Origin of the sequence: Pseudomonas resinovorans NBRC 106553, assembly GCF_000412695.1 — a bacterium.
Classification (GTDB): Bacteria; Pseudomonadota; Gammaproteobacteria; order Pseudomonadales; family Pseudomonadaceae; genus Metapseudomonas; species Metapseudomonas resinovorans_A.
This window is the reverse complement of the sequence record NC_021499.1, coordinates 3,942,499-3,966,286: the sequence shown is the minus strand read 5'-3', so window position 1 is coordinate 3,966,286 and position 23,788 is coordinate 3,942,499. Positions and strand designations below refer to the sequence as shown.

Annotated in this window: 26 protein-coding genes; 14 read left to right on the top strand and 12 right to left on the bottom strand. The window is 65.8% G+C overall.

Features of this window, described 5'->3' with window-relative positions; translation table 11 throughout:
* Window positions 1–26 precede the first annotated feature (26 nt).
* Window positions 27–1,577 (bottom strand): nitric oxide reductase transcriptional regulator NorR, encoded by a 1,551-nt coding sequence (gene norR, locus PCA10_RS17905; protein ID WP_016493486.1) that lies wholly within the window; start codon window positions 1,575–1,577, stop codon window positions 27–29.
* 150 nt (window positions 1,578–1,727) lie between these two features.
* Here norR and hmpA point away from each other — a divergent pair, with 150 nt between their 5' ends.
* The 3 genes from hmpA to PCA10_RS17890 are packed head-to-tail and all read left to right on the top strand — an operon-like array spanning window position 1,728 to window position 4,399.
* Complete coding sequence (hmpA, locus tag PCA10_RS17900) at window positions 1,728–2,909, top strand: NO-inducible flavohemoprotein (protein ID WP_016493485.1); 1,182 nt, start codon at window positions 1,728–1,730, stop codon at window positions 2,907–2,909.
* A gap of 55 nt (window positions 2,910–2,964) precedes the next feature.
* The gene (locus PCA10_RS17895; protein ID WP_016493484.1) at window positions 2,965–3,222 is read left to right on the top strand and encodes a hypothetical protein; all 258 of its coding nucleotides are present in this window, start codon (window positions 2,965–2,967) and stop codon (window positions 3,220–3,222) included.
* Window positions 3,209–4,399 carry an NnrS family protein gene (locus tag PCA10_RS17890; protein WP_016493483.1) on the top strand — a complete coding sequence of 397 codons (1,191 nt, stop codon included), beginning with the start codon at window positions 3,209–3,211 and terminating at the stop codon, window positions 4,397–4,399. The genes PCA10_RS17895 and PCA10_RS17890 overlap by 14 nt, the downstream gene beginning before the upstream one ends.
* On the opposite strand, the gene PCA10_RS17885 is transcribed toward PCA10_RS17890, so the two are convergent.
* Window positions 4,351–5,247 carry a hypothetical protein gene (locus PCA10_RS17885; RefSeq protein WP_016493482.1) on the bottom strand — a complete coding sequence of 299 codons (897 nt, stop codon included), beginning with the start codon at window positions 5,245–5,247 and terminating at the stop codon, window positions 4,351–4,353. The two genes, PCA10_RS17890 and PCA10_RS17885, sit on opposite strands and share 49 nt — an antisense overlap.
* Before the next feature lie 33 nt (window positions 5,248–5,280).
* Window positions 5,281–6,360, bottom strand: coding sequence for a patatin-like phospholipase domain-containing protein (locus tag PCA10_RS17880; protein WP_016493481.1), 1,080 nt, complete (start codon window positions 6,358–6,360; stop codon window positions 5,281–5,283).
* A gap of 170 nt (window positions 6,361–6,530) precedes the next feature.
* Here PCA10_RS17880 and PCA10_RS17875 point away from each other — a divergent pair, with 170 nt between their 5' ends.
* Genes PCA10_RS17875 through PCA10_RS17860 form a run of 4 tightly spaced genes read left to right on the top strand, consistent with a single transcriptional unit; the run spans window position 6,531 to window position 9,140 of the window.
* On the top strand, window positions 6,531–6,839 hold the full coding sequence (locus PCA10_RS17875) for a PepSY domain-containing protein (RefSeq protein ID WP_016493480.1): 309 nt from the start codon (window positions 6,531–6,533) through the stop codon (window positions 6,837–6,839).
* Window positions 6,839–7,153 carry a PepSY domain-containing protein gene (locus PCA10_RS17870; protein ID WP_016493479.1) on the top strand — a complete coding sequence of 105 codons (315 nt, stop codon included), beginning with the start codon at window positions 6,839–6,841 and terminating at the stop codon, window positions 7,151–7,153. The genes PCA10_RS17875 and PCA10_RS17870 overlap by 1 nt, the downstream gene beginning before the upstream one ends.
* Window positions 7,153–7,821 carry a response regulator transcription factor gene (locus PCA10_RS17865; protein ID WP_016493478.1) on the top strand — a complete coding sequence of 223 codons (669 nt, stop codon included), beginning with the start codon at window positions 7,153–7,155 and terminating at the stop codon, window positions 7,819–7,821. Before PCA10_RS17870 ends, PCA10_RS17865 begins: the two co-directional genes overlap by 1 nt.
* Window positions 7,818–9,140, top strand: a complete 1,323-nt coding sequence (locus PCA10_RS17860; protein WP_016493477.1) for a sensor histidine kinase — start codon at window positions 7,818–7,820, stop codon at window positions 9,138–9,140. Before PCA10_RS17865 ends, PCA10_RS17860 begins: the two co-directional genes overlap by 4 nt.
* Before the next feature lie 137 nt (window positions 9,141–9,277).
* Here PCA10_RS17860 and PCA10_RS17855 read toward each other — a convergent pair whose 3' ends face one another.
* Complete coding sequence (locus PCA10_RS17855) at window positions 9,278–10,912, bottom strand: methyl-accepting chemotaxis protein (RefSeq protein ID WP_016493476.1); 1,635 nt, start codon at window positions 10,910–10,912, stop codon at window positions 9,278–9,280.
* 266 nt (window positions 10,913–11,178) lie between these two features.
* Here PCA10_RS17855 and PCA10_RS17850 point away from each other — a divergent pair, with 266 nt between their 5' ends.
* On the top strand, window positions 11,179–12,009 hold the full coding sequence (locus PCA10_RS17850) for an undecaprenyl-diphosphate phosphatase (RefSeq protein ID WP_016493475.1): 831 nt from the start codon (window positions 11,179–11,181) through the stop codon (window positions 12,007–12,009).
* A 146-nt stretch (window positions 12,010–12,155) separates the two neighbouring features.
* On the opposite strand, the gene PCA10_RS17845 is transcribed toward PCA10_RS17850, so the two are convergent.
* Both PCA10_RS17845 and PCA10_RS17840 read right to left on the bottom strand, forming a co-directional pair.
* Window positions 12,156–13,511: a heavy metal sensor histidine kinase gene (locus PCA10_RS17845; RefSeq protein ID WP_016493474.1), complete on the bottom strand. Its 1,356-nt coding sequence runs from the start codon at window positions 13,509–13,511 to the stop codon at window positions 12,156–12,158.
* Window positions 13,511–14,191, bottom strand: a complete 681-nt coding sequence (locus PCA10_RS17840) for a heavy metal response regulator transcription factor (RefSeq protein WP_016493473.1) — start codon at window positions 14,189–14,191, stop codon at window positions 13,511–13,513. The genes PCA10_RS17845 and PCA10_RS17840 overlap by 1 nt, the downstream gene beginning before the upstream one ends.
* 198 nt (window positions 14,192–14,389) lie before the next feature.
* Here PCA10_RS17840 and queF point away from each other — a divergent pair, with 198 nt between their 5' ends.
* On the top strand, window positions 14,390–15,223 hold the full coding sequence (gene queF, locus PCA10_RS17835) for an NADPH-dependent 7-cyano-7-deazaguanine reductase QueF (protein WP_016493472.1): 834 nt from the start codon (window positions 14,390–14,392) through the stop codon (window positions 15,221–15,223).
* 43 nt (window positions 15,224–15,266) lie between these two features.
* Here the strand turns inward: queF and PCA10_RS17830 are convergent, their stop codons facing one another.
* The 3 genes from PCA10_RS17830 to PCA10_RS17820 form a co-directional block, all read right to left on the bottom strand.
* Complete coding sequence (locus PCA10_RS17830; RefSeq protein ID WP_016493471.1) at window positions 15,267–15,530, bottom strand: DUF4404 family protein; 264 nt, start codon at window positions 15,528–15,530, stop codon at window positions 15,267–15,269.
* Window positions 15,531–15,652: 122 nt separating this feature from the next.
* On the bottom strand, window positions 15,653–16,393 hold the full coding sequence (locus PCA10_RS17825) for a hypothetical protein (protein WP_016493470.1): 741 nt from the start codon (window positions 16,391–16,393) through the stop codon (window positions 15,653–15,655).
* Between the two features lie 55 nt (window positions 16,394–16,448).
* Window positions 16,449–16,868: an acyl-CoA thioesterase gene (locus PCA10_RS17820; RefSeq protein WP_041770333.1), complete on the bottom strand. Its 420-nt coding sequence runs from the start codon at window positions 16,866–16,868 to the stop codon at window positions 16,449–16,451.
* 101 nt (window positions 16,869–16,969) lie between these two features.
* Here PCA10_RS17820 and PCA10_RS17815 point away from each other — a divergent pair, with 101 nt between their 5' ends.
* The gene (locus PCA10_RS17815; protein WP_016493468.1) at window positions 16,970–17,671 is read left to right on the top strand and encodes an MlaA family lipoprotein; all 702 of its coding nucleotides are present in this window, start codon (window positions 16,970–16,972) and stop codon (window positions 17,669–17,671) included.
* Window positions 17,672–17,732: 61 nt separating this feature from the next.
* On the opposite strand, the gene PCA10_RS17810 is transcribed toward PCA10_RS17815, so the two are convergent.
* Complete coding sequence (locus PCA10_RS17810; RefSeq protein WP_041770332.1) at window positions 17,733–18,032, bottom strand: PilZ domain-containing protein; 300 nt, start codon at window positions 18,030–18,032, stop codon at window positions 17,733–17,735.
* Window positions 18,033–18,248: 216 nt separating this feature from the next.
* Here PCA10_RS17810 and rssB point away from each other — a divergent pair, with 216 nt between their 5' ends.
* Together rssB and rssC are read left to right on the top strand one after the other, a co-directional pair.
* On the top strand, window positions 18,249–19,433 hold the full coding sequence (rssB, locus tag PCA10_RS17805; protein ID WP_016493466.1) for a two-component system response regulator RssB: 1,185 nt from the start codon (window positions 18,249–18,251) through the stop codon (window positions 19,431–19,433).
* On the top strand, window positions 19,430–19,912 hold the full coding sequence (gene rssC / locus PCA10_RS17800) for an anti-sigma factor antagonist RssC (RefSeq protein WP_016493465.1): 483 nt from the start codon (window positions 19,430–19,432) through the stop codon (window positions 19,910–19,912). The genes rssB and rssC overlap by 4 nt, the downstream gene beginning before the upstream one ends.
* Window positions 19,913–19,976: 64 nt before the next feature.
* On the opposite strand, the gene tal is transcribed toward rssC, so the two are convergent.
* Window positions 19,977–20,903 carry a transaldolase gene (gene tal / locus PCA10_RS17795; protein ID WP_016493464.1) on the bottom strand — a complete coding sequence of 309 codons (927 nt, stop codon included), beginning with the start codon at window positions 20,901–20,903 and terminating at the stop codon, window positions 19,977–19,979.
* 283 nt (window positions 20,904–21,186) lie between these two features.
* Between tal and PCA10_RS17790 the strand changes: the two genes are divergently transcribed.
* A complete protein-coding gene (locus PCA10_RS17790) occupies window positions 21,187–21,573 on the top strand; it encodes a hypothetical protein (RefSeq protein WP_016493463.1) in 387 nt (128 codons plus the stop codon).
* On the opposite strand, the gene dusA is transcribed toward PCA10_RS17790, so the two are convergent.
* Window positions 21,543–22,478, bottom strand: coding sequence for a tRNA dihydrouridine(20/20a) synthase DusA (gene dusA, locus PCA10_RS17785; RefSeq protein ID WP_016493462.1), 936 nt, complete (start codon window positions 22,476–22,478; stop codon window positions 21,543–21,545). The genes PCA10_RS17790 and dusA overlap by 31 nt on opposite strands.
* Window positions 22,479–22,655: 177 nt before the next feature.
* Between dusA and PCA10_RS17780 the strand changes: the two genes are divergently transcribed.
* Window positions 22,656–23,747, top strand: coding sequence for a site-specific integrase (locus PCA10_RS17780; RefSeq protein ID WP_016493461.1), 1,092 nt, complete (start codon window positions 22,656–22,658; stop codon window positions 23,745–23,747).
* The last annotated feature ends 41 nt before the right edge of the window (window positions 23,748–23,788 follow it).

Sequence of the window (23,788 nt, the reverse complement as noted above, 5' to 3'; positions counted from 1 at the left end):
GGATGCGGTCGGACGAAGCTCCCGCATCACTTGATGCCCAGACGCTTGGCCAGGCGCAGCAGGTTGGCACGATCCAGGCCCAGCTCGCGTGCCGATGCGGCCCAGTTGTCTTGCTGACGTTCCAGGCTGGCCATGATCAGTTGGCGCTGGTACTGGTCCACCGCGTCCCGCAGGTCTCCGACCACGGTGGCGACAGGCGCATCCAGTGGGCTGCAGGGGGTCATGGGCTGGTTGCCCGGCAGGGCGAGATCCTGGGCGGTGAGCGTGAGGATGCGTGGCCGCTCTGGGCATGCCGCTAGTGCCTTGAGGGCCGCGCGGCCGATCAGGTGTTCCAGCTCGCGCACGTTGCCAGGCCAGTCATAGCCGAGCAGGGCGGCCTGGGCATCCTGGCTGAGTCGCAGGCTGCGCAGGCCGAGTCGGGGGCGGTTCTCCTCGAGGAAGAAACCGGTCAGCAGCAGTACATCGCGGCCCCGTTCGCGCAGGGGAGGGACGCGCAACGGATAGACGCTCAGGCGATGGTAGAGGTCGGCGCGAAAACGCCCGGCACGTACTTCCTCCGCCAGGTCGCGGTTGGTGGCCGCGATGACCCTGACGTTGACCCGGTGCTCGCGATCCGACCCGACCCGTTGCAGCTGCCCGCTCTGCAGGACACGCAGCAGCTTGGCCTGGATGGCCAAAGGCAACTCGCCCACCTCGTCGAGGAACAGCGTGCCCTCATCGGCCAGCTCGAACTTGCCCTTGCGATCATTCACCGCGCCGGAGAAGGCGCCGCGCACATGGCCGAACAGCTCGCTCTCCACCAGTGTGTCGGGCAGGGCTGCGCAGTTGAGGCTGATCAGCGGGTGTCGGGAGCGTAGCGAGCCGCCATGGATCGATTGCGCCACCAACTCCTTGCCTACCCCGGTTTCCCCGCTGATCAGCACCGTCAGTTCGCTGCCGCCGACCAGTTTGATCTCCTCCACCAGCGCCTTGTGCGCCGCACTCTGGCCGATCAGCTCCTGGGGTCGGGCCTGGCCGGCCGCCTGACGGTAGACCTCTGCCAGTTGCTGTTCATCCTGGGCGCGGCGGGTCAGGCTGTCCATGCGGTCCACAGCCTTCACCGTAGCGGCCGCCAGGCTGGCGAAGCCATCCAGCACTTCCAGGTCCTGGCCGTCGAAGCGCGAAGGGTCCATGGCATCCAGCGTCAGCACGCCCCAGGGACGGTCATCCAGGTAGATCGGGCAACCCATACAGTCGTGGACCTCCAGATGGTCCTGGTGGCCTTCCACCAGGCCGTCATAGGGATCGGGCAATCCACAATCGGCGGCGAAGCGGGTGACGCCGCGATGCTCCATCAGGGCCTGTAGCCGCGGGTGCTCGGCGACCTTGAAGCGTCGGCCCAGGGTGTCCTGGCTGAGGCCGTCCACCGCCATGGGCACCAACTGGTCACCGTCCAGGCGCAGCAGCGCGGTGGCATCGCAGGGCAGCAGGCCGCGCAGGGCTTCCAGCAGGCGACGGTAGCGCTCGCGCTCGGGCAGTTCGCGGGAGAGATCGCTGACCAGGGGGATCAGCGTCTGCAGTAGAGGGTGGGATGTCATTATGACTCCGGTATGTCGTTATGACTCGCTTGCTAGTGTAGTCAAAAGAACGCGTAAGAATATAAAGCATTGATTTATAAAGAATAAATAGTTGGCATGAAAGCTGGATTAGTACAGGCAGAAAGAACCAACCCAGATATCGGAGTCATTATGCTTTCCAGCCAAGTTCGTGCCATCGTCAAATCCACCGTGCCCCTGCTGGAAACCGGTGGTGAAGCCCTGACCACCCACTTCTACAAGATGATGCTTTCCGAGTACCCGGAGGTGCGTCCGCTGTTCAACCAGGCCCACCAGGCCAGCGGCGACCAGGCCCGCGCCCTCGCCAACGGCGTGTTGATGTATGCCCGTCACATCGACCAGCTGGAAGTGCTGGGCCCGCTGGTGAACCGCATCGTTGCCAAGCACGTTGCCTTGCAGATCCTGCCGGAGCACTACCCGATCGTCGGCACCTGCCTGCTGCGCGCCATCCGTGAAGTGCTGGGCGAAGAGATCGCCACCGACGAAGTCATCAACGCCTGGGGCGAGGCCTACAACCTGCTGGCCGGCCTGCTGATGGGCGCCGAGGAAGAAGTCTACGCCGCCAGCGCCGAAGCCGAAGGCGGCTGGCGCGGTGGCCGCAGCTTCCGCGTCGAGCGCAAGGTTGCGGAAAGCGCGGAAATCACCTCCTTCTACTTCGTACCGGCGGACGGCGGCGCCGTGATGGACTTCACGCCCGGCCAGTTCATCGGCCTGCGCCTGGATATCGACGGCGAGGAAGCGCGCCGCAACTACTCGCTGTCCGCAGCCCCCAATGGCCGCGACTACCGCATCAGCGTCAAGCGCGAGGCGGGCGGCAAGGTGTCCAACTTCCTCCACGACCGTGTCCAGGAAGGGGACCTGCTGGAACTCTTCGCGCCGGCCGGCGACTTCATCCTGCGGCCGAGCAAGAAGCCCCTGGTGCTGATCACCGCCGGTGTCGGCATCACCCCGGCCCTGGCCATGCTGGAAGCGGCCCAGGACAGCGGCCGGCGGATCCACTTCATCCACTGTGCGCGCAACGGTTCGGTCCATGCCTTCCGCGACTGGGTCGAGGCGAAGGCCGCGGCCGTGCCCCAGCTCAACCACTTCTTCTGCTACAGCGAGCCCCATGGGGATGACGAGCCCCACGCCACCGGCTTCCTGAGCCGCGAACGGCTGGCCCAATGGCTGCCCGTCGAGCGTGACCTGGATGCCTACTTCCTGGGCCCGAAAGGCTTCATGGCCCAGGTCAAGAAGCACCTGCGCGAGCTCGGCGTACCGGAAGCCCAGAGCCACTACGAGTTCTTCGGACCGGCCGCCGCCCTGGAGGCCTGACCCAAACCGCCCGGCGCCAAGGGGCGCCGGGCAACCCATCGAGGAGTGCGCGATCATGACCAGTCTGTTCGGAAACCCCCAACGCCTGCTGCAGCTCTCTCACCTGTTTCTCTGGACCGGCCTGGTGCAGTTGCTGCTGGGCGTGGTCGGAGCCTACTACCTGGAAGCCCACCTGGGGCTGATGCTGCTGGTTGGCGCCCATGGCCTGTCGATCCTCGGGCCGACCCTGATCAAGCTGGGCTACGTGATGCGTCTGACCGCCCAGTACCAGATGCGCAAGGAACAACGGGAGCTGGCCTGTGCAATTGCTTGATGCTTCGCGGGAGCTGGCGATCCGGCCGATCTGGCGCCTGGGCTTCCGCCCCTTCTTTCTCTTCGGCACGGCCTTCGCTCTATTGGCCGTGCCGCTCTGGCTGATGGCCCTCCATGGCCGCCTCGGCCCCTGGCAGCCGGCGGGCGGCTGGCTCGCCTGGCACCGCCACGAGATGGTGTTCGGCTTCGGCGGCGCGATCATTGCCGGCTTTCTCCTCACCGCCGTCCAGAACTGGACCGGCACTCCCGGCCTGCGCGGTCGCGCCCTGGCCAGCCTGGCACTGCTCTGGCTGGCCGCACGGCTTGCCTGGGTACTGGGCGCGCCCCTGGCGCTGCTGATTCCCCTGGAGCTGGCCTTCCTGCCCTGGGTGGCCCTGGTACTGGGGCGCAGCCTGTGGCGCGTGCGCCAGCGCAACAACTACCCCGTGGTGCTGGTCCTGAGCCTGCTGGCGGCGGCCGATGCCCTGGTGCTCTGGGGGTTGGCCGTTGGCAACGATGCCCTGCAGCGCCAAGGTGTGCTGGCGGCGCTCTGGCTGGTGGCGGCATTGATGGGGCTGATCGGCGGAAGGGTGATTCCGTTCTTCACCCAGCGCGGCCTGGGCCGCACGCAACAGATCAAGGCCTGGCCCTGGCTGGACTGGACCTGCCTGGCGGGCAGCGTCCTGCTGGCCGCCAGCTTCGCGGCGGGCCCCGGCCTGCAACAATCGCCCTGGCTGGCGATCCTCTGCCTGCTGCCGGGCCTCGGCAACCTGCTGCGCCTGGCGCGCTGGTACGACGCCGGCATCTGGCGGGTGACGCTGCTCTGGCCGCTGCACCTGGCGTTCGCCTGGTTGGCCCTGGCGCCCCTGGGCCTGGCCGCCTGGCACCTGGGCTGGCTGGCCAATCCGAGCCTGGCCCAGCACGCGCTGGGTGTCGGCGCCATGGCCGGGCTGATCCTGGCGATGATCGCCCGCGTCAGCCTGGGGCACAGCGGTCGGCCGCTGGAGGCTCCGCGTGCCATGGGGCTGGCCTTTGCGCTGCTGAACCTGGGCGCTGTCGCACGGGTACTGCTGATGCCGTTGCTGGGAACCCTGGCGTTCTGGCTGGCGGCTTTCTGCTGGATGGCGGCCTTCGCGCTGTTCCTGCGCTACTACGCGGTGCTGCTGTGCACGCCGAGGTTGGACGGCAGGCCGGGCTGAGCCTCGACCGCCGCAAGGGAGCGACCGCCACAGGCGCGCAGCAGTTCGCGCAGGTGGCGGGCCAGGTAATCCTGGAAACCCGAATCGTGCCAGTACTCCAGGTGGCTCAGGGGCGTGTGCCGTCTGAACCAGGAGCCCACTGCCATGGGGCGGTCCTCGTGAACCACCGAGGCGTAGCCCTGCACGGGGCGCAGCGGGTAGCCGAGCAGGTCGGCCGGGGCGTAGACATTCAACCAGCGCGCCGCCTGGCTCATGCGCTCATCCAGGCAATGGCCGGGAAAGCGGATCGGCTGCACCGGGTCATAGGCGAAGGTGAAGAGCGGGATATTGCAGCCGAAGGTGACCAGCCCCACCAGGGTCTCCATGGCCAGGAAAGGATCGAGCGGACAGCTCGGTGTGGCGTTGAGCTTCTGCTGGTCCCAGACGTAGTTGGAGATGATGTGCCCACCCAGGGAGTGGGCCAGTACCACCAGCGGCGTGTCCGGCCCGACCTTGGCGCGCAAGGCGTTGAGGCCGTGGCGCACGCTCTGGTGCACCTGCTCGTAGGTGGTGTCGTAGGCCTGGCTCACCTTGCGGTAGCCGCTGGCGTCGCCGAGGAAGAGGGTGACCAGCCGACGCATCCAGCGCCAGCGCACCGGTTCCCGTTCGAGTCGCTCCAGGTAGGCCAGCTCACGCTTGTCCAGCACACTGGCCCAGTACAGTGACTGGAAGGCGATATTCTCCGCTTCGACGCCGAGGCGCCGCCGCAGCCCATGGATCAGGCCCTGGGCGAAGGCGTGCTGGCCCTCCGCATCCTGCGCGTCCTGCTGGTTGCCGATGCCATGAATGATGGCTACCGCGAGTTTCATCCCTGTACTCCATTTGGCGCATCGCGCCATCCATCAGAGGTGTCGCAGGCGTTCGCCGAGCTTGCCGCTGTCCACCAGTTCGAGGAATTCGTCGCCCAGGCGCTGGCTCTCGGCCATGGCCTTGCGCCAATAGCGTTCGCGCCCGGCATCGTCGCCGATGTAACGCTTGAAGTCCTTGCGGTCCGGCAGTTTGCCATGGGGCAGGGTGGCCAGGTATTCACGGGAAGGGGAGAGCAGCAGCACGTCCTGCAGGCGTTCGGCGTCACCCTTGCGCCAGGGCAGGCCCTTGTCGAACCAGCCGGGCACCACCTTGTCGGTGAAGTGCGGGTAAAGCACCACGCCGCCGGGGTGGTAGGGCAGGTCCAGGTGGTAGTCCAGCAGGCCGCCGTCGCGGTAGGTGCCGGGCCCGGCGCCGGGGATGTCACGCACGCCTTCCATCACCATGGGGATCGAGCCGGAGGCGAGCAGGGCGTGGCGCAGGTTGCCCTGGTCCAGCGCGTGGTAGTGCGAGGGGAAGTCGGACAGCGGCGCCAGCGGCGGGGCCTGGCGGGCGTCATGCAGGATGACCCGCTCGAAGTGCCGGGCCAGGCGCGGACGCCCCAGCAGGTTGCTGCCGATCACCGACGACAGGCCAAGGCCCAGGGCGCCGCGATGGTCCCCGGCGAGCAGGCCGTGGCTTTTGACCACCACCACGTTGAGGCGGTAGTGCGGGTTGCCCAGCACCTGCGCGTCCTGGCCCCGGAGCAGCTCATCGAGCATCAGGCCGCAAAGGCGGCTGACCTCCGCCATGCTCACGCCCTTGGGGAAGCGCTGGCTGGTGTAGAGCTCGCCCAGTCGGCGGATGCCCTCGGCGGCGTCCGGCAGGCAGGCACTGGCGAAGCGCCAGGAACCGATGGAAGCACCGATCAGTGCGCGCTCGCGCGGCGCCCGTGGCAGCCAGTCGCCGAACAGCGCCAGGTCCAGGCCCTGAATGCCCAGTGCCTTGGGGCCACCGGCGGCGCCAGGCAGGATGCCCACGTCGGCCGGTTGCAGGCCCTGCTCACGGATGCGCGTGAGGGCGCGGCGTCCGGCGCGCAGGGTCAGGGCGGGAAACTTGATCTGGATGGCGCTCATGCCGGTCTCCTGAAAGCGAGGCAGCGATTATAGTGGCGCTCCCGCATAGGCCAAGCCGCTTCAGCAGCTGAATGATGCGTCCCAAGCCTTTGGCCAAATTCAGCTTGAATTAAGTCGTCCCCGGTATCTTGGTTCCATCGAAAGCACACAAGCTCCCAAGGAGATGACCCATGAAGAAATTCGCAGCCCTGTTCGCCATCGCTACCCTCGCCGCCACCGCCGGTATCGCCCAGGCCCGTGACCTCGGTCCGGACGAAGCCCTGAAACTGCGTGACGCCGGCACCATCCAGTCGTTCGAGAAGCTCAATGCCGCGGCCCTGGCCAAGCACCCCGGCGGCACCATCAACGAAACCGAACTGGAAGAGGAATATGGCCGCTACATCTACCAGGTCGAACTGCGTGACGCCAAAGGCGTGCAATGGGACCTGGAGCTCGACGCCACCAGCGGCGAAATTCTGAAGAATCACCAGGACGACTGATGCGCTGGGTCCTTCGCTACAGCGGGATCATCGCCCTGATCCTGGCCATCTTCGCCCTTGAAGCGATGGCCAGGGACCTGGATCAGGACGAGGCCCTGAAGCTCCGTGAAGAGGGCGTCATCATGCCCCTCGAGCAACTGCTCCACCGTGCCCTGGGGCTCTACCCCGGGGCGCGGCTGCTGGAGGCCGAGCTGGAGGAGGAAGATGACGTCTACATTTACGAGGTGGAGCTGGTCACCGCCGATGGTACGGTGCGCGAGCTGGAACTGGATGCCCGCGACGGGCGCATTCTGAAGGACGAGGAAGACGACTGATGCGGTTGTTGCTGGTAGAGGACCATGTACCCCTGGCCGATGAGCTGAGCAGCAGCCTCGGCCGCCAAGGCTACGCCGTGGACTGGCTGGCCGATGGCCGAGACGCCCTGCACCAGGGGGCCAGCGAGCCCTACGACCTGATCATCCTGGACCTCGGCCTGCCGGGTAAGCCGGGCCTCGAAGTGCTGCAGCAGTGGCGTGCCGGCGGTCTCTCGACGCCGGTGCTGATCCTCACCGCGCGCGGTTCGTGGGCCGAGCGTATCGACGGCCTCAAGGCCGGCGCCGACGACTACCTGACCAAGCCCTTCCATCCCGAGGAACTGGCCCTGCGCATCCAGGCCTTGCTGCGTCGCGCCCACGGCCTGGCGAACCAGCCGCAACTGGAGGCGGCTGGTCTGCAGCTGGATGAAGGGCGCCAGTGCGTCAGCCGCAATGGCGAGGAAGTCCAGCTGACCGCGGCCGAGTTCCGCCTGCTGCGTTACTTCATGCTGCACCCCGGCCAGCTGCTCTCCAAGAGCCACCTGGCCGAGCACCTCTACGATGGCGAGTCCGAGCGGGACTCCAACGTTATCGAGGTCCACGTCAACCACCTGCGCCGCAAGCTCGGTCGCGACGTGATAGAGACCCGGCGCGGCCAGGGTTACCGTTTCACCGGTGAGGGCCGATGAGGTCCATTCAGCGCCGACTCAGCCTGGAGCTGGTCGGCGTGTTGCTGCTGGTGGGACTGGTCCTGGTGCAGACCAGCCTCTGGCTGTTCGACCTGGGATTGCGACGCTACCTGGTCGAAAGCCTGCGCAACGAGGCCGAGCTGCTGTTGAGCGCCCTGGTGCGTGGCCCCAACGGCCTGGAACTGGACGAAAAGCGCCTCAACCCCGCCCATCAGCAACCTTATTCGGGTCGCTATTTCGTCATCGATCTCGGCGATGAGTCCTGGCGCTCCCGCTCCCTATGGGACGCCAAACTGCCCATGCCGGAGCAGAAGGGATTGGCCGAGGGGCTTCTGCCCGGCCCCGACAATCAGGAATTGCTGACCTGGCGCGGCGACTACCGACGCTTCGGCCGCCAGGTGCGGATTGCCGTGGCGCAGGACTACACGCCGGTGCTGGAAAGCATTCGTCGCGTGCAATGGACCGGCCTGGCCCTGGGCGTGGCCGGCCTGTTGCTGCTCCTGGTCCTGCAGCGCTTCAGCGTGCGCCGGGCGCTGCGTCCGCTGGAGCAGGTGCGCCAGCAGATCGCCCAGTTGCAGCAGGGCCAGCGCAGCGAGCTGGACAGCCGCGTCCCCGAGGAACTGGAACCTCTGGTGGCGCAGATCAACCATCTGCTCAGTCACACCGAGGACACCTTGCGGCGTTCGCGCAATGCCCTGGGCAACCTGGGGCATGCGCTGAAGACTCCCCTGGCGGTACTGGTCAGCCTGGCCGACCGCGAGGAGCTGCGCGGCTATCCGGAGCTTCAAACGACCCTGCGCGAACAGCTGGCGCAGATCGAGCAACGCCTGGGCCGCGAGCTGGGCCGTGCGCGATTGGCCGGTGAGGCGCTGCCGGGGGCGCATTTCGACTGCGCCGAGGAGCTGCCGGGCCTGTTCTCGACCCTGGCGCTGATCCACGACCGCGGCCTGGACCTGGACTGGGACGCCCCCGAAGGACTGCGCCTGCCCTGGGATCGGGAAGACCTCCTGGAGCTGCTGGGCAACCTCCTGGACAACGCCTGCAAATGGGCGGAAACCCAGGTCAACCTGAGCATTCGCAGCGGCGAGGGCGGTTACAGCCTGACGGTGGACGACGATGGTCCGGGCATTGCCGAAGACCAGCGCGAGGCGGTCATCGGCCGTGGCGCGCGCCTCGACGAGCAGGTGGCCGGGCACGGCCTGGGCCTCGGCATCGTGCGTGACATCGTCGAATCCTGGAACGGCCGCCTGAGCCTGACGGAAAGCCCCCTGGGCGGCCTGCGGGTGCGCATCGAGCTACCGGCCGGGGGCGCTGCGTAGCCATCCCGGTACCCAGCGACGGGGATCGATGGGTATCGCAGGCTCAACCCATCCTGCAGGCTCATCCTGGTGCGGCCGTAGGATGGGTTGAGCGAAGCGATACCCATGCCGCCACGACTCGATGGGCTACGCGGACCTCACACCCGGAACTGCCCCAGCAGCTGATTGAGCTGCACGGCCAACTGGCCCAGGCGCTGGCTGGCGCCGGTGGTCTGTTCGGCCGCGCTGGCGCTGTCGTGGGCCAGGCCGGCGGCCTGGGTGACGTTCTGGTTGATGTCTTCCACCACATGGGACTGCTGCAGGGTCGCGCTGGCGATGGAGGCGTTCAGCCCGGTCAGGGTGCGCAGCACCTGGGCGATCTGCGCCAGGCTTTCGCCGGCCTGGCTGGCCTGCTCCACGGTGGCGCGGGAGGCACGGCTGCTTTCGTTGATCACCTGCACGGCCGCAGCGGAGTTCTCCTGCAGGCGCTCGATCATGTCGTGGATTTCCGCCGTGGACTTCTGCGTGCGCTGGGCCAGCAGGCGGACCTCGTCCGCCACCACGGCGAAACCGCGGCCCTGCTCGCCGGCGCGGGCGGCCTCGATGGCGGCGTTGAGTGCCAGCAGGTTGGTCTGTTCGGCGATGGAGCGGATCACTTCCAGCACGCCGCTGATCTGCGCGCTGTCCTGCGCCAGGGTCTGGATCACGTCCACCGCCTTGGCGATGGTGGCGGAGAGCTGGTCGATCTGCCGCAGGCTGCTGTCGATGTTGTCGTGGCCCTGGCGCGCCTGTTCCTCGGCGTGGCGCACTTCGCTGGCGGCGTGCTCGGCGTTCTTCGCCACGTCCTGTACGCCATAGGTGACTTCGTTGATGGCGGTGGCCACCTGTTCCATCTGCAGTGACTGCTGTTCGCTCTGGCGCAGTCCCTGGCTGGCGATGCCGTCCAGTCTGCCGGCCGCCTGGTCGAGGGCGCCGGCGGCGTCCAGGGACTGGCGGATCACGCCGCGCAACTTGCCGGTGAAGGCGTTGAAGTGTCCGCCCAGGGCGGTGATTTCGTCGCGGCCGTGGGTATCCAGGCTGCTGGTGAGGTCGCCTTCGCCGCTGGCGATATTGGCCATGGCACAGACCACTTCATCCAGCGGCCGGGTGATGCTGCGGGCGATGAGGATCACCAGCAGCGCCATCACCAGGGCGATGGCCAGGCCCACCGCCGAGGCCTGGATGGCCTGCTCGCGGAACTCGACCTGCATGTCGTCGATATAGATCCCCGAACCGATCACCCAGCCCCAGGGGGCGAACAGCTGCACGTAGGAAACCTTCGGCAGCGGGTCGCTGGCGCCCGGTTTCGGCCAGCGATACTCGACGAAGCCCGCGCCTTCGGCCTTGGCCACCCGCGCCATCTCGTTGAATAGCGCCTTGCCGTCCGGGTCCTTGTAGCCGGAGAGGTCCTGGCCCTCGAGCTTGGCGTTGGTGGGGTGCATGATCATGCGCGGGGTCAGATCGTTGATCCAGAAATAGTCGCCCTTGTCGTAGCGCAGCGCGCGGACTGCCTGCATCGCCTGCTTCTGCGCCTCTTCACGGGACAGGGTGCCGGCCGCTTCCTGGCCCTGGTAGAACTGCAGCAGGCCGGCGGCGGTCTCGACCACGTGGCGGGTTTTCTGCTCCTTGCCCTGGTAGAGGTCGTCGTAGATCTGCCACAGCATCAGTACGCCGAGGGTGACCAGCATGAAGACCGCGACGATCAGGATCAGCCAGAGACGGCGGCTGATCGGCAGGTTGCGCAAGCTGTGCATGGGGCGGGAACTCCTGGATTCTTGTTATGGGTGCGTCGCGCAGCAGAGCAGGCGGCGTGTCCTTGATCAATAAGCCTTTAGCCGCGATTTCCAAATGGCTCTCTGTTAGCATTTCGGCGCTCCGGGACAAAGCTGAAGGCTCGTTCGTCCCCGGAACCCGCTCGCTGGTACCCGGTCTGATCGCCATTCGGCACGTTTGCCGTGCCAGCAACCTGCACATTCGTACGTAAAGGCCGCCAGAGAGCGCGCCTCGGGGGAGATTTTCGATGGATTTGTGGACGGCCATGCAGGCCATCATTCTGGGGATTGTCGAAGGCCTGACGGAGTTCCTGCCGATCTCCAGCACCGGCCACCAGATCGTGGTCGCGGACCTGCTCGACTTCACCGGTGAACGGGCCATCGCCTTCAACATCATCATCCAGCTGGCGGCCATCCTCGCGGTGGTCTGGGAATACCGGCGCAAGATCCTCGACGTGGTCGTCGGCCTGCCCACCCAGCGCAACGCCCAGCGCTTCACGATCAACCTGCTGGTGGCGTTCTTCCCGGCGGTGATCCTCGGGGTGGCCTTCTCCGACCTGATCCACCATTACCTGTTCAACCCGATCACCGTGGCCAGCGCCCTGGTGGTGGGTGGCGTGGTGATCCTCTGGGCCGAACGCCGCGCGCACCTGGTGCAGGCCGACAGCGTCGATGAAATGACCTGGAAGCACGCCCTCAAGGTCGGTTGCTGCCAATGCCTGGCGCTGGTGCCGGGGACCTCGCGTTCCGGCGCCACCATCATCGGCGGCCTGGTCTTCGGCCTGTCGCGCAAGGCGGCCACCGAGTTCTCGTTCTTCCTCGCCATGCCCACCATGGTCGGCGCGGCGGTCTACTCGGGCTACAAGTACCGTGACCTGTTCCAGCCGAGCGACCTGCCGGTGTTCGCCCTGGGTTCGGTGGTGTCCTTCCTCTTCGCGATGATCGCCGTGCGCAGCCTGCTGAAGTTCATCGGCAGCCACAGCTACGCCGCGTTCGCCTGGTACCGCATCGGCTTCGGCCTGCTGATCCTGGCGACCTGGCAGCTCGGCGTGATCGACTGGTCCACCGCCCAGGGCTGATGTTCCCTGAGTTGCGAGAAGGCGCGCCTTCTGCGTTTCTGGGGGACACTCGTAGGTTGGGCTGAGCAACGCGAAGCCCAACGATGCCCGGTCACCAATGTCATGTTGGGCTTCGCTTCGCTCTGCGCCAACCTACGGGTTCTGGGCTAGCGCCCCGAATGGGGAAACTCGAGGATGAAGCGGGTCCAGCCGCCCGCCGACTCGCAGCGGATCTCGCCGCCGTGGGCGAGCACGATGGAGCGGCTGATGGCCAGGCCCAGGCCGGCGTGCTCGCGGCCTTCGCGGCGGGCGGGGTCGGCACGGAAGAAACGATCGAACAGCCTGGGCAGCAGCTCGGCGGGAATCTCCGCGCCGTTGTTGACGACCGTCAGGCGCACCCCATGGGTGCCGCTGTCGAGGCCGAGTTCGATGCGCCCGCCCTCGGGCGTGAAGCGCAGGGCGTTGTCCAGCAGGTTGAACAGGGCGCGGCGTAGCATGTCGCGGTCGGCGTTCAGGCGCGCGTCACCCGTGCGGCGCATGTCTACCCGGCGATCCTCGGCCAGGGGACTGAAGTAGTCGATCAGGCTGTCGAGCTCGCCGGCCAGTTCCAGGGGCTCGCGCCGGGTGGCCAGGAGCCCGTGTTCGGCCTTGGCCAGGAACAGCATGTCACCGACCATCTGCGCCAGGCGCTGGAGCTCTTCCAGGTTGGAGTGCAGGGTTTCCCGGTACTCGTCGAGGGCTCGGTCCTGACTGAGGATCACCTGGGTCTGGGTCAGCAGGTTGGACAGCGGCGTACGCAGTTCGTGGGCGATGTCGGTGGAGAAGGCCGAGAGCCGCTGGAAGGCGTCGTCCAGCCGCCCCAGCATGGCGTTGAAGGCCTGTACCAGCGGCACCAGCTCCTGGGGCACCTGGTCGTCCGCCAGGCGCGTGGTGAGGGAGCTGGCGGAAACCCCGGCGGCCACCTCGGCCATGCGTTGCAGCGGGTGCAGGCCACTGCGCGCCGCCCAGGCACCGAGCAGCGCGGTGGCCAGGGCGGAGAGCCCCACCGTGAGCCAGATCAGCCGCTGCATGCGTTCGAGGAAGTGCTGGTGGTGGGTGATGTCCAGGGCCAGGGAGAGGCGTGGCGAGCCGGGTTCTCCGGGGCGCAGGGGGGTGCTGTAGACCCGGTAGTCGGTGCCATCCTGCTGCCAGTCGTGGAGGCCGTCCCGGCCCGGTGCGCGCAGGCCCTCGGCGCTGTTGAACCAGTAGCGACCGTCGCGGCCTTCCAGGCGCAGGGCCAGGTCCGGATGCAGGCGCAACTGGGCCTGCAGGGCATCCAGCCGGGAGGGCAGGGCGCTTGGGTCGTCCACCTCGCTGATCAGCGCGCGGAAGGAGTCCATGCGGGTTTCCAGCAACTGCTGGTCGAGTTCGATGAAGTGCGCTTCGCTGGCGCGGTTGAACAGCACCCCGGCGATCAGCGAGACGCAGGCCGTGCAGGCGGCGAACAGCAGGCCCAGGCGAGCCGTGAGGGAGAGTCTGCCCATCAGCCTTCCCGGGCCTCCAGCACGTAGCCCATGCCGCGCACGGTATGGATCAGCTTGGTGGGGAAGTCGTCGTCCAGCTTGGCCCGCAGGCGGCGCACGGCGACTTCGATGATGTTGGTCTCACTGTCGAAGTGCATGTCCCAGACCTGCGCGGCGATCAGCGTCTTGGGCAGCACTTCGCCCTGGCGGCGCAGGAGGAACTCCAGCAGGGCGAACTCCTTGGCGGTGAGGTCGATGCGCCGGCCGCCACGCTCCACCTTGCGGCTCAGCAGGTCGAGGTGCAGGTCGGCGAGCTCCAGGCTGGTTTCCTGGGCCGTCGTGGCACCGCGCCGCAGCAGCGTGCGCACTCGGGCGAGGAGTTCGGCGAAGGCGAAGGGCTTGATCAGGTAGTCGTCGGCACCCAGTTCCAGGCCGTGGACGCGTTCTTCCACGGCATCCCGCGCGGTGAGGAACAGCACCGGGACCTGCAGACCGGCCTGGCGCAGGCTGCGCAGCACCTGCCAGCCGTCGAGGTCGGGCAGCATCACATCGAGGATGATCAGGTCGTAGCCACCGGCCAGCGCCAGGTCACGGCCCTCCACGCCGTTGGTGGCGAGGTCGGCGGCCAGGCCGGCTTCGCTCATGCCCTGGCGCAGGAACTGCCCGGTCTTGGGCTCGTCTTCGACTATCAGCAGTTTCATGTGGGCAGTAATTTCATGCTGGCAGTGGCTTCATGGTGGGCGCGTCGCTCGAACTGCTGCCTTATACCGCACCGGTGGGCCGCGCGGGTCAAGCTGACAAAGTTGTAATACGTTTGCGCCGTTGGTGCCGTGGATTTTTCAGGGGGCGCCCGACTGTATACAATTGCCGGATTTCCGCATCTTCAGGTCCACCCGCTCATGCAGCACCCCGCCGAACATTCACCGCTGGGCAAGTCCAGCGAGTACGTCAGCAGCTACAGCCCGGAACTGCTGTTTCCCATCTCCCGCGTCACCAAGTGGAACGAGCTGGGCCTGACCGCCGCGACCCTGCCGTACCAGGGCGTGGATTTCTGGAACTGCTATGAGCTGTCCTGGCTGACACCGTCCGGCAAGCCGGTGGTGGCCATCGGCGAGTTCGCCATTCCGGCCGAGTCGCCGAACATCATCGAGTCCAAGTCCTTCAAGCTGTACCTCAACTCGCTGAACCAGTCGGTCTTCGCCAACGCCGCCGAGCTGGAGCAGGTGCTGGCGCGGGACCTTGGCGCGGCGGCGGGTGCGCAGGTGCAGGTGCGGGTGCGCAGCCTGTCGGACGTGGCGGACGAAGGTGTCGCTAGCCTGCCGGGGGCCTGCATCGACGAGCTGGACGTGGTCATCGACCGTTACGAGCATCCGCAACCCGAGCTGCTGCGCGCCGAAGCCGGGCAACCGGTGGAAGATGCGCTGCACAGCCATTTGCTGAAGTCCAACTGCCCGGTCACCGGCCAGCCGGACTGGGGCTCGGTGGTGGTTGAATACCGTGGGGCGAAGCGCCTGGACCACGCCAGTTTCCTCGCCTACCTGGTGAGCTTCCGCCAGCATGCCGATTTCCATGAGCAGTGCGTGGAGCGCATCTTCCTCGACCTCAAGCGCCTGCTCGAGCCGGAATCGCTGACCGTATTCGCACGCTATGTGCGCCGTGGCGGGCTGGATATCAACCCGTACCGCAGCACCCACAAGGTGCAGACCGACAATCGCCGGCTGGTACGGCAGTAACGCAAACCCCGACTCGATGTCGGGGTTTTGTTTTCTGGCTGGGCTAGATGCCCATGTTCGCCAGGCTTTGCATGATATTGCGCAGGGTGCCGGCGAGGGTGGGGTGGCGTGTTTCGAAGCGCTCGATGGCCAGGTTGACGCCATCCACCAGGGTGGCGTCCGGCGCCATGGCGGCCTCGCGGGCAAGGCGCAGTTCGATTTCCTGCATCAACTCGATCAGCGATGCGCGTTCCTCCGCATCCAGCGGCGGATCCTCGGCCAACTGGTCGCGCAGTTGTTGCAGTTGCTGCTGCAGGCGTTCAGGCATGTCTTTCTCCCTCTGCGATTGTCTCAGGAGTGGACCCTGGCGGTGAGGCAAAGGTCCCTCATGTCCTAGAGATTAATCCAGGCGGCGGCTGCCTGCCTGATCGGGATCAAGGCGTTGACCAATCAGGGCTTCTCGCCCTTCTCGCGGCGGCTGGCGAGGTCCGCCAGGCAGGGGGCGAGTTCTCCCAGGTGATCGATCACCGAATGCGCGCCCAGGCGGTACAGCTCCAGGGTGGCATCGGCGCGCAGGCGGTCGCGCTGTGCGCTGGGCAGGGCCCGCCAGTCTGCCGGCGCGAGGCCGCATAGGGGGCCGCTGGCCGCCAGGCCAATGGTCCAGAGCCCGGCGTTGAGCCCGGCCTGCAGCAGGCGCGGATTTGCGCTGATCAGCACGCAGCCTTGCAGGTGCGCGACACCGAGTCCGGCCAGGGCTTGCCAGCAGCTGTCCGGCGCCGGCCAGGGGCGCGCACCGTTCGTTTCGCTGCCACCCAACCAGGCGGGCAGGGCCGAGGCCAGGCGCCAGCCGGCGGGAACGGGCAGTTCATCGAGCCAGGCGCAGGGCACCTTGCCGCCCGAGAACAGGCCGGCCAGCTCGTCGAAGTCGGCGACGGCCTCGGCGTGCTCGTCGGCGGCATCCAGCAACTGCTGTTGGAAGGCCTGGAACTGTTCGTCGCTGGCGCAGGCGTCCAGGGCATGGTCGAGGGCTGCGCGCGGGGGCAGGGTGGCGGCTTCGGCCAGGCGCGGCGCCGGGCAGTCCGGCAGCATGCGGCCAAGTGCGAGGGGCAGGGTGCGTGCGCCGAAATCCACCAGGCAGCCGGAAAGGCCGAAGAGGACGGCAGTGAAGGCGGGCGGTTGGTTGTGGGGCATCTGCGTCATCCTGACGAGGTCCGACGCAGACTAACGGCGGGGCATGACAGCCAGGTTACGAGCGCTTGCCGGCACCCATGGCCAGGCGCAGGTCGTCGGGCACCGGGACGGACTTGTCGGTGCCGTGGTCGATCCAGACCAGTTTGCAGTGGCCTTCCCCGTAGAGGGTGCGTGGGTCTTCCAGGGTGCTCAGGCGGTGTTCCACCACCAGGCTGCTGTTGCCGACGGCGCCGGCGTGGAGTTCGATGACCACGGTGGCCGGATGCACGACGGGCTTGAGGTAGGTATGCAGGGTCTGCAGCACAACCGGCCCCTGGGGCACGTTGTTCATGGCGATGCCGAGCCGCTCGAACCAGGCGACCCGCGCCTCTTCCAGGTACTGGATGTAGAGGGTGTTGTTGACGTGGCCGTAGCTGTCCATATCACCCCAGCGCACGGGGATGTGGGCAACATGTAGCAAGGTATTTTTCGTCATTCCGACTGTCCGCTATGCTCCCCGGAAGGGGCGATGGCCTTATACTCCGCGCCTTCGACGGCGGCGGGCCGCCACACTACGTTTCTCAAGGAGAGTCTGCAATGCAACTGATCGGTGCGCGATGGATCGATCGTCTGGGCCTCGTTCTGGCCTGCCTTACCCTGGCGGTAGTCCCCGTCGCTGCGAACGCCGCGGACGAGGACCCATGGGAGGGCTTCAACCGTGCGATCTTCCGCTTCAACGACACCCTCGATACCTGGGCCCTGAAGCCCATCGCCCAGGGCTACCAGGCGGTGACCCCGCAGATCGTCGAGGACGGCGTCCACAACGTGTTCAACAACGTAGGTGACGTGCGCAACCTGGCCAACGACCTGCTCCAGGCCAAGTTCCACGATGCCGGCGTCGACACCGGTCGCCTGATCTTCAACACCACCTTCGGCCTGCTCGGCTTCTTCGATGTGGCGACCCCCATGGGGCTGTCGCGCAACGACGAGGACTTCGGCCAGACCCTGGGTGCCTGGGGTGTGAGCAGCGGTCCCTATCTGGTGCTGCCGTTCTTCGGCCCGAGCACCGTGCGCGATGCCCCCGCGAAGTTCCCGGACAGCTTCGTCGGCCCGTACCGCTACATCGATCACGTGCCGACCCGCAACGTGACCTTCGCGGTGGATGTGATACAAACCCGCGCCAGCCTGCTCTCGGCCGAGAAGCTGATCACCGGTGACCGGTACATCTTCATCCGCAACGCCTTCCTGCAGAACCGCGAGTTCCGCGTGAGGGACGGTGAGGTCGAAGACGACTTCTAGGCCCTGGCGGCAGAAAAAAGGCGACCTCGAGGGTCGCCTTTTTCGTTACCAGACCTTGCCGCTAGCGCAGGTCGATGATGGCCAGTCCAAGGCTATGGACGCCCTCGGCGTTCCGGCCGATCCGAACCACCTCGGCCTCGGCTTCCAGGCCCGACAGGGCGCTGTGTTCGGAGGGAATCAGCACACGGACACGGTCGCCAACCGCCAGCGCGACCTCCACTTCGAGCTGCATGCCGCTGCTGGAGAGGTCCAGGCAAAGGGCGGGGTATTGCCGGCCGGCGTGCTCCAGGATGGCCCGGGTTTGCAACTGCATCCTGATGAAATCACGCTTCTCGCTGTAGTTGCGGTCGTCCAGGCTCACGCGCAAATCCTCTTGTGGTCGTGGAGTGGGAGCGAACCCCTTATAACTTCCGGCGATTTCTGGTGTAAAGACAACGCCCAACTCGCGGCGCGAGCTTGAATCGCCCTGCGGATGGGAGTACCGTCTGCGCCGTAACGCGAACCCCCGTACTCGTGCTCGGGCCTTAGGTCGGGTGCTACAACAACCCATCCCTGGCGCCGTTTGCCTGGATACTCCATGCACAATCCCAGTGCCAAGCTGCTGATAATTGATGACGACGAGGTAGTACGCGCAAGCCTCGCGGCCTATCTGGAAGACAGTGGATTCAGCGTTCGGCAGGCCAGCAACGGCCTGCAAGGGCTGCAGGTTTTCGAGCAGGACCGTCCGGATCTGGTGATCTGCGACCTGCGCATGCCTCAGGTCGATGGCCTGGAACTGATCCGCCGCATCTCCGAGCTGGAAGCAGAAACCCCGGTAATAGTGGTCTCCGGCGCCGGCGTCATGAACGACGCGGTCGAAGCCCTGCGCCTGGGCGCCGCGGATTACCTGATCAAACCGCTGGAAGACCTTGCCGTTCTCGAGCACTCGGTGCGCCGTGCCCTCGATCGCGCCGCCCTGCGTGTCGAGAACCGCCGCTACCGCGAGAAGCTCGAGGCCGCCAATCGCGAGCTGCAAGCCAGCCTGCACCTGCTGCAGGAGGACCAGAACGCCGGGCGCCAGGTGCAGATGAACATGCTGCCGGTGACGCCCTGGGAAGTGGACGGCTTGCGTTTCGCCCACCAGATCATCCCGTCGCTGTACCTCTCGGGTGACTTCGTCGACTACTTCCGTGTGGACGAGCGTCGAGTCGCCTTCTACCTGGCCGACGTTTCCGGCCATGGCGCGTCTTCGGCCTTCGTCACCGTGCTGCTCAAGTTCATGACCACGCGGCTGCTCTACGAGTCCCGGCGAAACGGCCTGCTCCCCGAGTTCAAGCCTTCCGAGGTGCTGGGGCACATCAACCGGGGCCTGATCAACTGCAAGCTGGGCAAGCACGTGACCATGCTGGGCGGGGTGATAGACGAGGAAAGCGGCAAGCTGACCTACAGCATCGGCGGGCATCTGCCCTTGCCGGTGCTCTATAGCGAGGGCAAAGCCTCCTACCTGACCGGCAAGGGCCTGCCGGTGGGGTTGTTCGAAGAGGCGAGCTATGATGACCGCATGATCGATCTGCCGTCGTCATTCAGCCTCACCTTGCTCTCCGACGGTATCCTGGACCTTTTGCCCGGCGATACCCTCAAAGATAAGGAAGCCGCGCTGCCGGAAATGGTGTGCGAGGCGGGTGGCAGTCTGGATGGCTTGCGACGAGTATTTGGACTGGCCAGCCTGGGCGAGATGCCGGATGATATCGCCTTGCTGGTGTTGAGCAGGAACCTTGCATGAGTACCGGTAAAATCCAGTTTGCCGAGCAGGATGGGACATTCGTCCTGAAGTTCGTCGGAGAAATTCGTCTGACCCTGTGTTCGGCCCTGGATGCGACCATTGAAAAGATCTTCTCGGCGCTTAATTTCTCGGCGATCGTGATAGACCTGACCGAAACCCAGAGCATCGACAGCACCACCCTCGGCCTGCTGGCCAAGCTGTCGATCCTCTCGCGGCAGAAAATCGGCCTGTTGCCCACCGTAGTGACCACCCATCCCGATATCACGCGACTGCTGCAGTCGATGGGATTCGACCAGGTGTTCAACATCGTCGGGACGCCGGTGCCTTGCCCTGAGTGCCTGGAAGACCTGCCGCCGCAGGACCAGACGGAGGACGTGGTCCGCACCAAGGTGCTGGAAGCCCACCGCATCCTCATGGGGCTCAACGAGTCCAACCGCGAAGCCTTCCACGACCTGGTCAGCGCCCTCGAGCGCAGCTGATCCGCCGTTTCTTCCCGCCAATAAAAAACGCGTGCAACCCGAAGGGCTGCACGCGTTGTCGTTTTCAGCGGCGAGAGGCGAGCAGGGCTTCCAGCTTCTCCTGGTCACGGGCGAACAGGCGGATGCCTTCGGCCAGCTTCTCGGTGGCCATGGGGTCTTCGTTCAGCTGCCAGCGGAAGGCTGTCTCGTCCAGCACCGTACGGGCTTCGGCTTCATTGCCGGGAGCCAGGTTGCGTTGCAGTGGCGCCTGGTCGTCCGCCAGCTTCTGCAGCAGCTCGGGGCTGATGGTCAGGCGGTCGCAGCCGGCGAGCGCCTCGATCTGGCCGAGGTTGCGGAAGCTCGCGCCCATCACCACGGTCCGGTAGCCATTGGCCTTGTAGTAGCGGTAGATGCGCGAGACGGATTGCACGCCCGGATCTTCGCTACCGGTGAAGTCACGGCCTTCTGCTTTCTTGTACCAGTCGTAGATGCGCCCGACGAAGGGGGAGATCAGGAACACTCCGGCATCGGCGCAGGCAGCTGCCTGGGCGAAGTTGAACAACAGCGTCAGGTTGGTCTGGATACCCATGCGCTCCAGCTTCTCGGCGGCGCGGATGCCTTCCCAGGTGGAGGCGATCTTGATCAGCACGCGTTCACGGCCGATGCCGGCCTCCTCGTAGAGCCCCATGAGGCGTTCGGCGCGGCGCAGGGTGCTGTCGGTATCGAAGGACAGGCGCGCATCCACCTCGGTGGAGATGCGGCCTGGGATCACCTTGAGGATCTCCTGGCCAACGGCCACCCCGAAACGGTCACAAGCCAGCCCCAGGTCGCCGCCCGCGCCGGCCACGGCGCTGTCCAGCAGCTCGGCGTAACGCGGCATCGCGGCTGCCTTGAGCAGCAGGGAAGGGTTGGTGGTGGCGTCGACCGGTTTCAGGCGGGCTATCGCGTCCAGGTCACCGGTGTCGGCGACGACGGTGGTGTACTGCTTGAGTTGGTCCAGCTTGGAGGTCATGGCGAAACCTTGTCGTTGCGGATGAACTGACCTTACCCGAGCAGCAGGAGCCGCTCAACGGGCGCGTAAGGGCTTTTTCGCAGGCCATCGACCTGCCCATCACAACAGACCCGGAAAAGGGGGCGCCGGGTTCCGCAGCGGAAAAAAATTCACACTTTTATTGCGGTTTTCTCGGGCTCGTACGTCTATTCCTATAAGAACCCGAATGATCGGGGAACAGGCCGCCAGGAGATGCGGCTGAAGGCTTGCCCGCCGCGAGCCGGTGATCAACAAGGAGACCCTGATGCGAGTACATGTCATGCCCCGGGCCAAACGGGTCATCCCGCAGCCCATTGGCCTGAAGGTCGAACAGGGCGTGCCGACGCTGGAGCATCGCCTGCTGCGGCAGATGCTGCAGCAAGCCGGCTTGAAGACCAGCATGCCGCGCCTGAAGGTGCTGGAGATACTCTGCCAGTCTTCCCTGGAAGGCTGCGACATCCCCAGCCGCACGCTCCACGAGCGCCTGGTGGAAGCGGGCGAGCCGCTGTCGCTGGTCAGCGTGCGCCAGGTACTGGGACGAATGGTTGACAGTGGTCTGGTGGTCGCCCTGGGCGGCAGCCGCTATTGCCTGGCGCCGTCCTGGGAAGCGTCCATTCGCGATCAGCGGCCGCGCAGCAACTCGGCGGCCTGATCCAGCAGTGCCAGTGGGTCGGCGGTCTTGTGCACGTCGACCGACAACAACTGGCGGAAGCGCCTTGCGCCCGGGAATCCCTGGGCCAGGCCGAGGACATGGCGGGTAATGTGATGCATCTGCCCGCCGTTCCGAATATGCCGCTCAATGTAGGGCCGCATGGCAGCCAGGGCCTCGGTGCGGCTGATCTGCGGGCCAGTGCCGGCAAACAGCGCGGCATCCACTTCGGCCAGCAGGTAGGGGTTGTGATAGGCCTCGCGGCCCAGCATCACGCCATCGAAGGTCTCGAGGTGCAGCCGGCACTCGTCTAGGGTCTTGATACCCCCGTTGAGGATGATTTCCAGCTCCGGGAAGTCGCGCTTGAGCTGCGCCGCCACCTCATAGCGCAGCGGCGGGACTTCGCGGTTCTCCTTGGGTGACAGGCCTTCGAGGATGGCGATGCGCGCATGCACAGTGAAGCTGCGGCAGCCGGCGTCACGGACCTGCCCGACGAAATCGCAGAGCTCCTCGTAGCTGTCCCGACCGTTGATGCCGATCCGATGCTTCACCGTCACCGGGATATCCACCGCATCCAGCATCGCCTTGACGCAATCGGCCACCAGCGCCGGATGGCCCATCAGGCAGGCGCCGATCATGTTGTTCTGCACCCGGTCGCTGGGGCAGCCGACGTTCAGGTTCACCTCGTCGTAGCCCGCGTCCTCGGCCATCCTCGCGCAGGCCGCCAGATCCGCCGGCACACTCCCGCCCAACTGCAGCGCCAACGGATATTCCGCCTCGTCGTGACGCAGGAAGCGCTCGTGGTCGCCATTCAACAGCGCCCCGGTGGTCACCATCTCCGTGTACAACAAGGCATGGCGCGAGAGCTGGCGCAGGAAGAAGCGGCAGTGGCGATCGGTCCAATCCATCATCGGCGCCACGGAGAAGCGGCGGGACAGGGCTGGGCGCGTGGTTGCTGGCGTTGAGGCGTGTAAGGCGGTCATTCGGAAACGTCTGATTTTTGCTACTTCGGGGCCGTTTTCGATTATTTCTGCAGGTCCGTTGCTACGCTGTAGCAACTGGTTTGGGCCATGTAGCAAATCGAAATGGGGACGATTACTTCTCGCCGACGCAAGGACGGCTCCATCGGGTATACCGCGCAGATCCGGATCATGCGCGATGGCGCGAAATTGTATCAGGAAAGCCAAACCTTCGACCGGAAGCAGACGGCCCGTGCCTGGTTGCGGCGACGAGAGACGGAGCTGGCTGAGCCTGGTGCTATCGAGCGGACCAAGCGCAAGGGCGTGACGATCAGGAAGATCATCGAGCAGTACCTGGACGAGTACGAGCGGGTCCGGCCACTGGGCAAGACCAAGCGTGCGACCCTAAAGGCCATCAGCGAGACCTGGCTTGGCGAGATTGCCGATAGCGACCTGAACAGCCAGCGGCTGGTCGAGTACGCGCAATGGCGTATGAGCGAGGAGGGCGGCAAGGTTCAGGCGCAGACGATCGGCAACGACCTGTCCCACCTTGGCGCCGTGCTCTCCATCGCCAGGCCGGCCTGGGGCTACGAGATCGACCCGTCCGCGATGCCTGATGCGCGGATAGTGCTCAAGAAACTGGGGCTGATCAGCAAGAGCAAGGAACGCGATCGCCGGCCGGTCATGGCCGAGCTCGACAAGCTCCTCGAACACTTCTTCGAGATGCAGCAGCGCCGGCCAAGCTTCATCAACATGCCCAAGGTCGTCGCGTTCGCCATCTTTTCCACCCGCCGGCAGGAAGAGATCACGCGGATTCGCTGGGATGACCTGGACGAGCAGCGCCAGGCGGTGCTGGTGCGGGACATGAAGAACCCGGGGCAGAAGATCGGCAACGACATCTGGTGTCATTTGCCGGATGAGGCCTGGGCCATTCTGCAGAGCATGCCCAGGAGCCGCCCGGAGATTTTCCCGTACAACGCCGAATCCATCTCGGCGTCCTTCACCAAGGCCTGCAAGTTTCTGGAAATCGCGGACCTGCGCTTTCATGACCTTCGCCATGAGGGGGTCAGTCGACTGTTCGAAATGGACTGGGATATTCCGAGGGTGGCTAGTGTGTCTGGGCATCGAGATTGGAACTCGATGCGGAGGTACACTCATCTTAGGGGAAGAGGAGATCGATACTCCAACTGGGTTTGGTTGGATAAAGCTACTAAATAAGGTGCTGCCTATGCATGAGATTCGTATGCATAGGCAGTTGT